General features: G+C 73.7%; 1 protein-coding gene. It reads left to right on the top strand.

What is annotated here, in order from left to right:
* The coding region (locus AB0B63_RS32465; RefSeq protein WP_357025876.1) for a beta-ketoacyl synthase N-terminal-like domain-containing protein at positions 1-1580 on the top strand (1580 nt) is incomplete at both ends.

Raw genomic sequence — 1580 nt, 5'->3', positions numbered from 1 at the left:
ACCACCCAAACCCCCCACACCCTCCACACCACCCTCACCGCCAAAATCGACACCACCCACACCCTCCACACCACACTCCAACACCACCCCGACGTCACCCTCGTCACCTACAGCAGCGCCGCCGCGACCATGGGGAACCCGGGCCAGGCCAACTACGGTGCAGCCAACGCCTTCCAGGACGCCCTCGCCCACCACCGCCACCGCAGCGGCCTGCGCGCCACCGCCATCGGGTGGGGGCTCTGGGACACCACCAGCGGAATGGCCGGCGGTCTCGGGCGGGCCGAACTCGATCGGATCGCCGCTGCCGGCGTCCTGCCGATCGAGGTGGAGCAGGGGCTCGCCGCCCTCGACGCCGCCCTCGACATCGACCGCCCGACGGTCCTGCCGGTACGACTGAACCTGGGCGCGTTCGCCGCCCGGGACGCCGTACCGCCGATGCTGAGCAGGCTGGTCCGACCCGCCCGGCGGCGGGCGGCGGCGGCGACCGACGCCGCCGGCCACCTGGCCCAGCGGCTGGCCGGGCAGACCCCGCAGGAGCAGACCGCGTTCCTGTCCGACCTGGTACGTGCCGAGGTGGACGTGGTCCTCGGTCGCACCGACGGCGAACCGGTCGACCCGCAGCGGCCCTTCCGGGAGCTGGGTGTGGACTCGCTGACGGCCGTCGAACTGCGCAACCGGCTCGTCGCCGCGACCGGCATCACGCTCGCCGCGACCGCGGTCTTCGACCACCCCACCCCGGCCGCGCTGGCGGAACACCTGCGTACCGTCGTCGCCGGGCCGGACGGCGCGGCACCGGTGACGCCGACGACCCGCACCGCCGTCGCGGTAGCCGACGACCCGGTCGCCATCATCGCCATGTCGTGCCGGTTCCCGGGCGGCGTCGCCAGCCCGGAACACCTGTGGCGGGTGGTCGCCGACGGCGTCGACACCATCGGCGACTTCCCCACCGACCGGGGCTGGAACGTGGACGACCTCTACGACCCCGACCCGGCCGCCGTCGGCCGGACCTACACCCGGCAGGGCGGGTTCCTGCGCGACGCCGACACGTTCGACGCGGACTTCTTCGAGATCAGCCCCCGTGAGGCGGCGGCGATGGATCCGCAGCAGCGGCTGCTGCTGGAGACCTCGTGGGAGGCCATCGAGGCGGCCGGCGTCGACCCGGCGGAACTGCGCGGCAGCGACACCGGCGTCTTCGTCGGCGTCATCACCAGCGACTACGTCACCCGGCTGGGCCACACCCCGGCCGGCGTCGAAGGACACGTCTCCACCGGCACCACCACGAGCGTCGCCTCCGGCCGCATCGCCTACACCCTCGGCCTGGAGGGGCCGGCCATCACGGTCGACACCGCCTGTTCGTCGTCGCTGGTCGCCCTGCACCTCGCCGCCGGGTCACTGCGCACCGGCGAGTGCTCGCTGGCCCTGGTCGGCGGGGCCACCGTGATGGCCGGGCCGGTCAACTTCGTCGAGTTCAGCCGGCAGCGGGCGCTGTCGGTGGACGGCCGCTGCAAGGCGTTCTCGTCGTCGGCGGACGGCACGGGCTGGGGTGAGGGTGTCGGGGTCGTCGTGTTGGAGCGGTTGTC

It is taken from the genome of Micromonospora sp. NPDC049081 (assembly GCF_040648835.1).
Classification (GTDB): Bacteria; Actinomycetota; Actinomycetes; order Mycobacteriales; family Micromonosporaceae; genus Micromonospora; species Micromonospora antibiotica.
This window is presented reverse-complemented; position numbering and strand designations above follow the sequence as displayed.